General features: G+C 37.0%; 3 protein-coding genes, 3 tRNA genes and 3 rRNA genes. 1 reads left to right on the forward strand and 8 read right to left on the reverse strand.

The window, feature by feature from the left end; all coding sequences use genetic code 11:
• Nucleotides 1-114 precede the first annotated feature (114 nt).
• The gene (locus tag ACYQ1T_RS05110) at nt 115-918 is read right to left on the reverse strand and encodes a pyruvate, water dikinase regulatory protein (RefSeq protein WP_459832539.1); all 804 of its coding nucleotides are present in this window, start codon (nt 916-918) and stop codon (nt 115-117) included.
• A 194-nt stretch (nt 919-1112) separates the two neighbouring features.
• On the opposite strand from ACYQ1T_RS05110, the gene ACYQ1T_RS05115 reads away from it, so the two are divergent.
• Nucleotides 1113-1868 carry a signal peptidase II gene (locus ACYQ1T_RS05115; RefSeq protein ID WP_459832541.1) on the forward strand — a complete coding sequence of 252 codons (756 nt, stop codon included), beginning with the start codon at nt 1113-1115 and terminating at the stop codon, nt 1866-1868.
• 102 nt (nt 1869-1970) lie between these two features.
• Here ACYQ1T_RS05115 and ACYQ1T_RS05120 read toward each other — a convergent pair.
• The 7 genes from ACYQ1T_RS05120 to ACYQ1T_RS05150 all read right to left on the reverse strand — a co-directional run bounded on the left by ACYQ1T_RS05120 (nt 1971) and on the right by ACYQ1T_RS05150 (nt 7160).
• Nucleotides 1971-2045, reverse strand: a tRNA-Glu gene (locus ACYQ1T_RS05120).
• A gap of 165 nt (nt 2046-2210) precedes the next feature.
• Nucleotides 2211-2286, reverse strand: a tRNA-Lys gene (locus ACYQ1T_RS05125).
• Nucleotides 2287-2291: 5 nt separating this feature from the next.
• A 5S ribosomal RNA gene (rrf, locus tag ACYQ1T_RS05130) occupies nt 2292-2408 on the reverse strand.
• 272 nt (nt 2409-2680) lie between these two features.
• Entirely contained in the window at nt 2681-3637 is a 957-nt protein-coding gene (locus ACYQ1T_RS05135; protein ID WP_459832544.1) for an L-lactate dehydrogenase, read from the reverse strand.
• Nucleotides 3638-3857: 220 nt separating this feature from the next.
• Nucleotides 3858-3933, reverse strand: a tRNA-Lys gene (locus tag ACYQ1T_RS05140).
• Nucleotides 3934-3938: 5 nt separating this feature from the next.
• Nucleotides 3939-4055: ribosomal RNA gene (gene rrf / locus ACYQ1T_RS05145) — 5S ribosomal RNA — on the reverse strand.
• 200 nt (nt 4056-4255) lie between these two features.
• Nucleotides 4256-7160, reverse strand: a 23S ribosomal RNA gene (locus ACYQ1T_RS05150).
• Nucleotides 7161-7500: the final 340 nt, after the last annotated feature.

A 7500-nucleotide genomic window follows, 5' to 3' on the forward strand; every position in this document is an offset into this window, starting at 1 on the left:
TCATTTCATAATTCGTTATTTACATGAACTTTTCTCTTTTAACTATAAAAATAATATGTATTACCTATAAATAAAATAGTAGTATGAAGCTAAAGTTTCATACTACTATTTTATTTATTTTTCGCATCCTAACTCTTTCATTATTATCAATGCAGTATCTTCTATGGCTCTTTGGGTTACGTCTATTGTCTTGCAACCTAATTTTCTCATAATTTTATCTGCAAACTCAAATTCTTCTAATATTCTTGCATCACCTGCATATTCTATATCTGATGGTATTCTATGAAATTTATCTAACCTACGTTTTCTTATTTCAATTAATTGAAGTGGATTAATAACTAATCCAAATATTTTTTTCTTATCAACTTCATAAATTTCTTCTGGGACCCCAACTTCAGGCACTAAAGGAATATTTATTGCTTTTATTCCTTTGTTAGCCAAATACATACATAATGGTGTTTTTGATGTTCTTGATAATCCAACTAATACTACATCAGCATTCTTAAGTCCTCTATAATCCTTACTATCATCATATTGCATAGCAAATTCCATAGCTTCTATTCTTTTAAAGTAAACTTCATCGGTTTTCCACATAGCTCCTGGGTTATAATCTGGAATCTTCTTTACAATTGTAGATGCTACATTTATTATTGGACCTAAAACATTTACTACAGAAATATTTTTTTCTACTCCCTTTTGTGTAAGATATTCTCTTACATTAACTGTTATTATTGTAGATACTATCATTACCTCTTCACATTGTTCTACATCCTTCATTAAGTCCTCAACATCTTCTAATGTTTTTACATATGGTATTCTTCTTACTTCTACCTTTTCCTTAAACTGACTTGCTGCTGCTATAGCTACTTGTTCAGCAGTTTCTCCAATAGAATCTGAGACTGCAAAAATTGTTAACATTTCAATACCCTCCTCATTTGTTTTAGAATATTACTTTTATTGTTAGTCTTAATAGTAGTAATATTCTAAAAACTTTACTATATTAATTATACCAACATTTTAAATAAATTGTTATCCTTATATGAATTTATATGAATTCCAAGGTTTATATGATAAAATCTTTATATTATATAAACTTTATTAGGAGGAGACTTATGAAAATTAGTTTTAATAAAGATAAATTTCTTACTATAGGTATTCTTCCTGCTATGTGGCTTTTATATTTTATTTTTGAAATAGTTACTGGTAGGGTTAGAGATTTATATACCTTAAGCCTAAATTTATCATTAATATTTGTTTTTGCTTTTACAGGATGGATAATATTTTTAGTTAGTAAGAAATATTCAAATGGATTTGCCACTAATGCTATTTTCATTATATTTTCAACTTTAATGATAATTGATCAAGGTATAAAAGTACTAATTAAAATGTTCTTTTTCAATAATTACTTTGAAATAGTCCCTAAATTTTTATCTTTTAGTCCTATAATTAATACTGATGGGTCTTGGTTAAATGCTAGATTTGATTTTGGAGTTGGATTTCCTATTCTAATAATAATAAATACTATTGCTTTAGTTTTATTTTTAGAGCTCTATAGATACTATCTTCATAATGGAAATAAAAGTTTTTGGGGAGATATGTGTTTTCTTTTTATAACATCTGGTGCTTTATGTTCTCTTATAGATAAAGTTTTTTATGGAGGAAGCCTTGATTTTATTGGAATTAGTGATCTATTTATAGCAGACATTAAGGATGTATATATAAATTTAGGTATCTTATTTTTTATTATGTGTATATACAAAAATGATTACTTAAAAGATGATAACAATACAACTTTAAAGGAAGATATTCAAAGCATAAAAAAATTTCTAACATTTGCTAGGAATGATATTTTTAAATTTAAAAAGTAGCCGTTGCTTTATTAGCTTTTAAAATTAAAAAATTAGTAATCTTCATATAATATAAATAAGGAACCGCTTAATTTATCAAATTAAGCGGTTCCTTATTTAATATGGTGACCTGTAGGGGAATCGAACCCCTGATTTCACCGTGAGAGGGTGACGTCTTAACCTCTTGACCAACAAGCCATACTTCCTTTATTATTATTCCCTTAATATATATTTTATACTATTTTTTAACATAATAAAAGATATTTATAAAAAAAAGAAGAAAAGTTAATTCTTTTCTTCTTTTGTATATATTATGCTAAGCAAGTTCTTATTAAAAAATCACTTCTCTCGAAGTGATTTTTGTGGTGGCTTACCCGGGAATCGAACCCGGTACACCTTGATTAAAAGTCAAGTGCTCTACCGATTGAGCTAGTAAACCATATGACCTGGCAACGTCCTACTCTCCCACACAGTCACCCGTGCAGTACCATCGGCGCTATAAAGCTTAACTGTCCTGTTCGGAATGGGAAGGAGTGTTTCCTTTACGCCATCATCACCAGATATTTTGCTCTCAACAATTATTTATTATATATACTTATTGTACAATTGTCAACATTATTTTTAAAAATAATCTTCTTTTTTTTATTATTAATATAAGTAGATTTTAATATTAATAAAATTTATCTTATTTCTTATTAAAAAACAGATTATTATCAACTTATTTTATCATATAAACTTATAAAAGATACTCCCTTTATAGTAGTAATAGTTTTATTATTTTAACAATCTAGTATAAAGGGAGATTATCAGTATGATTTTAATGATTTTTTTTATTAATTTTTTTCATATAGTTTTCTAATATATTCTCTTATGACATCATTTGATTCTTTAAATTCTTTTAATTCTTCTTCAGTCATATCAATTTCTACGATTTCTTTTATACCAGTTCTATTTAATACAACTGGAACCCCTGTAAATATATCTCTTTCACCATATTCACCATCTAATAAGGTTGATACTGGCATAATTTTATTTTCATCATTTAATATAGCTTTTATTATCGCAACAGTTGATGTAGCTATGGCGTAATAAGTAGTTCCTTTCCTATTATAAACTTCCCAACCTGCCTTTGCAGTATCTAAAACTAATTTGTCTAAATCAATATCTCCAAATCTTTGTCTATTATCCTCTATAACCTTATTGAAAGGCTTTCCACCTACATATATATGTGACCATGGTACCATTTGAGAATCTCCATGTTCCCCCATTGAATAACCTTGAACACTTCTAGGATCAACATTTAATAATTCTCCTATAAAATTTTTTAATCTTGCAGAATCTACTGAAGTACCTGATCCAATTATATTGCTTTTTGGTAAACCTGATAATTTATAGACATGATAAGCTATTATATCGACAGGATTTGATATTATTATAAAATGTCCTTTAAATCCACTTTCCATAATAGGTGTTACTATAGATTCGGCTATTTTTGCTGATAAATCTAATGTATCTAATCTTGTTTGTCCTGGCTTTGGTGGTGCTCCCGCTGTTATAACTACAATATCAACATCTCCACACTCACTATATTCACCTCTTCTTACCTTTGTATTTCTATTTAGGTACTCTATACAATGGTTTAAATCCATAACTTCTCCAAGTGCTCTTTCCTTATTTATATCTATCATTAGTATTTCATCACATACACCTTGAGTTATTAAACTAAATGCAGTGCTTGATCCAACTAACCCAGTTCCAACTACAGCTACCTTTCTTGCTTTCAATGTCATTTGTATTCCTCCCATAAATTTATAAATTTATTTATTGCTTATATTATATTAGATTATATATATTATTTGCTAATTATAGCAATTAATCCGAATAATATTTTGTTAAAATTATCTTTAAATTATTGTAGATATATTATTACAATATATTATTTATTTTTATCTATACATCAATTTTATTTATAAAATAAAAAAATCCTAAACTTTTAGTTTAGGATTTTTTTGGTGCGTCATCAGGGATTCGAACCCGGGACACCCTGATTAAGAGTCAGGTGCTCTACCAACTGAGCTAATAACGCATATAACCTAGCGACGTTCTACTCTCCCACACAGTCACCCGTGCAGTACCATCGACGCTGTAGAGCTTAACTGTCCTGTTCGGAATGGGAAGGAGTGTTTCCTCTACGCCATCATCACTAGATGGTTTGAGATTCTAAATCTCTGATTTAGCTATCGAAACCACTCAGCTGTGCTGAGTTTCCTTTATATAAATCTTTGATTTAGTTTCTTCTTTTTAATTTTCAGAGTTTGTTCTCTGAAAATTGCACATGAATGAGAGCCAAAATTCTTTGATTTTATTTCTCGTATTCACTCAGCTATGCTGAGTTTTCTTCTTTTTTATTGGTCAAGCCCTCGACCTATTAGTATCAGTCAGCTAAATATGTTGCCACACTTACACCTCTGACCTATCAACCTTGTGTTCTTCAAGGGGTCTTACTAGCTTATGCTATGGGAAATCTCATCTTGAGGGGGGCTTCACGCTTAGATGCTTTCAGCGTTTATCCCTTCCCGACTTAGCTACCCAGCTATGCTCTTGGCAGAACAACTGGTGCACCAGAGGTCAGTCCATCCCGGTCCTCTCGTACTAAGGACAGCTCCTCTCAAATTTCCTACGCCCGCGACGGATAGGGACCGAACTGTCTCACGACGTTCTGAACCCAGCTCGCGTGCCGCTTTAATGGGCGAACAGCCCAACCCTTGGGACCTACTACAGCCCCAGGATGCGACGAGCCGACATCGAGGTGCCAAACCTCCCCGTCGATGTGGACTCTTGGGGGAGATCAGCCTGTTATCCCCGAGGTAGCTTTTATCCGTTGAGCGATGGCCCTCCCACGAGGTACCACCGGATCACTAAGCCCGACTTTCGTCCCTGCTCCACTTGTGGGTGTCGCAGTCAGGCTCCCTTCTGCCTTTGCACTCTTCGAACGATTTCCGACCGTTCTGAGGGAACCTTTGGGCGCCTCCGTTACTTTTTAGGAGGCGACCGCCCCAGTCAAACTGCCCACCTAACAATGTCCCGTCACCAGATTCATGGCGTCCGGTTAGAACCCCAATACTGTCAGGGTGGTATCCCAAGGTTGACTCCACCAAGGCTGACGCCCTAGTTTCTCAGTCTCCCACCTATCCTGTACAGACAATATCGGAATTCAATGCTAAGCTACAGTAAAGCTCTACGGGGTCTTTCCGTCCAATCGCGGGTAGCGAGCATCTTCACTCGCACTACAACTTCGCCGGATTTGCAGTTGAGACAGTGCCCAAGTCATTACGCCATTCGTGCGGGTCAGAACTTACCTGACAAGGAATTTCGCTACCTTAGGACCGTTATAGTTACGGCCGCCGTTTACTGGGGCTTAAGTTCACACCTTCGCTTGCGCTAAGTGTTCCCCTTAACCTTCCAGCACCGGGCAGGCGTCAGCCCCTATACATCAGCTTACGCTTTAGCAGAGACCTGTGTTTTTGCTAAACAGTTGCTTGGGCCTATTCTCTGCGGCCTACTCTCGTAGGCACCCCTTCTCGCGAACTTACGGGGTCAATTTGCCTAGTTCCTTAACTGCAATTCTTCCGATGGCCTTAGGATTCTCTCCTCACCTACCTGTGTCGGTTTGCGGTACGGGCACTATTTCTCTCTCTAGATGCTTTTCTTGGAAGCATGGAATCAGATACTTCGGTCACTTGGACCTTCCCCATCACGCCTCAGAATTGTTAAAGCGGATTTGCCTACCTTAACTTCCTAAACGCTTAGACTAGCATTTCCAATCGCTAGCACATCCTATCCTTCTCCGTCACACCATCGATAATAACGATAATAGTGGTATCGGAATATCAACCGATTGTCCATCACCTACGCCTTTCGGCCTCGGCTTAGGTCCCGACTAACCCTGGGCGGACGAGCCTTCCCCAGGAAACCTTAGGTTTTCGGCCTGTAAGATTCTCACTTACATCTCGCTACTAATGCCAACATTCTCACTCGTAATCAGTCCACCGCTCCTTACGGTACGACTTCAGCCCGATTACGACGCTCCTCTACCGCTGAAGTAAACTTCAGCCCGTAGCTTCGGTGGTAAGTTTGAGCCCCGGACATTTTCGGCGCAGGATCTCTCGACTAGTGAGCTATTACGCACTCTTTCAATGAGTGGCTGCTTCTAAGCCAACATCCTAGTTGTCTTAGAAATCCCACATCCTTTTCCACTTAACTTACACTTTGGGACCTTAGCTGACGATCTGGGCTTTTTCCCTTTTGACCACGGATCTTATCATTCGTAGTCTGACTGCCGGACTCATAGTATATGGCATTCGGAGTTTGATAAGGTTCGGTAAGCGATATGCCCCCTAGCCCATTCAGTGCTCTACCTCCATTACTCATATCCGACGCTAGCCCTAAAGCTATTTCGAGGAGAACCAGCTATCTCCGAGTTCGATTGGAATTTCTCCGCTATCCACAGCTCATCCCATGCTTTTTCAACAGCAACGTGGTTCGGTCCTCCACGGGGTTTTACCCCCGCTTCAACCTGGCCATGGATAGGTCACCCGGTTTCGGGTCTACGGCATGCAACTAGTCGCCCTATTAAGACTCGGTTTCCCTTCGGCTCCGTACCTTAAGTACTTAACCTTGCTACATACCGTAACTCGTTGGCTCGTTCTACAAAAAGCACGTCATCACCCTCATATGGGGCTTTGACCGGTTGTAGGCACACGGTTTCAGGTTCTATTTCACTCCCCTCCCGGGGTTCTTTTCACCTTTCCCTCACGGTACTGCTTCACTATCGGTCATCAGGTAGTATTTAGCCTTGGGAGGTGGTCCTCCCTGCTTCCCACAAGGTTTCACGTGTCTCGTGGTACTCTGGATCAGAACTCTAAGCTTCTTCGTTTTACCTACGTGGCTATTACACTCTACGGCTTAACTTTCCAGTTATCTTCGGTTACAAATTTGCTTATTTAATGTTCTGTCCGCAACCCCAGAGATAAATCTCTGGTTTGGGCTCTTTCCCTTTCGCTCGCCGCTACTAAGAAAATCGATTTTTCTTTCTCTTCCTCCAGGTACTTAGATGTTTCAGTTCCCTGGGTTTACCTTCCTGTAGCTATGTATTTACTACAGGATACATGGGGTTTCCCATGTGAGTTTCCTCATTCGGAGATCTCCGGATCACTGGCTATGTGCGCCTACCCGAAGCTTATCGCAGCTTATCACGTCCTTCATCGGCTCCTGATGCCAAGGCATTCACCATGCGCCCTTTGTAGCTTGACCTAATTTCATTTTATTATTAACTTCGCATTACTTCGTCAATTTAGTCGCTTCACTGCTCACATATTATAATATGCTGTGCGGCTCACTCCTCATTTCCTCGTACTACTCGTTTCTAATAAAATTCACTCTAACATTAATAGTTAATGTTACTAAGTAATTTATACAAAGAATATTTTTCTTGGCTTGTTGTCACTTCTCAATTAGCTATGCTAATATGAAACTCCTATTCACATACGTTCTTAGGAGTAAGTTCGAATATCTAAATTAAAATTTAGATTCTCACTTAAGTTGTTTTTAATTCATGTGCAATTTTCAAAGAACAATAAGATTGCATAACAAT

The sequence above is a fragment of the Clostridium carnis genome (genome assembly GCF_054657435.1).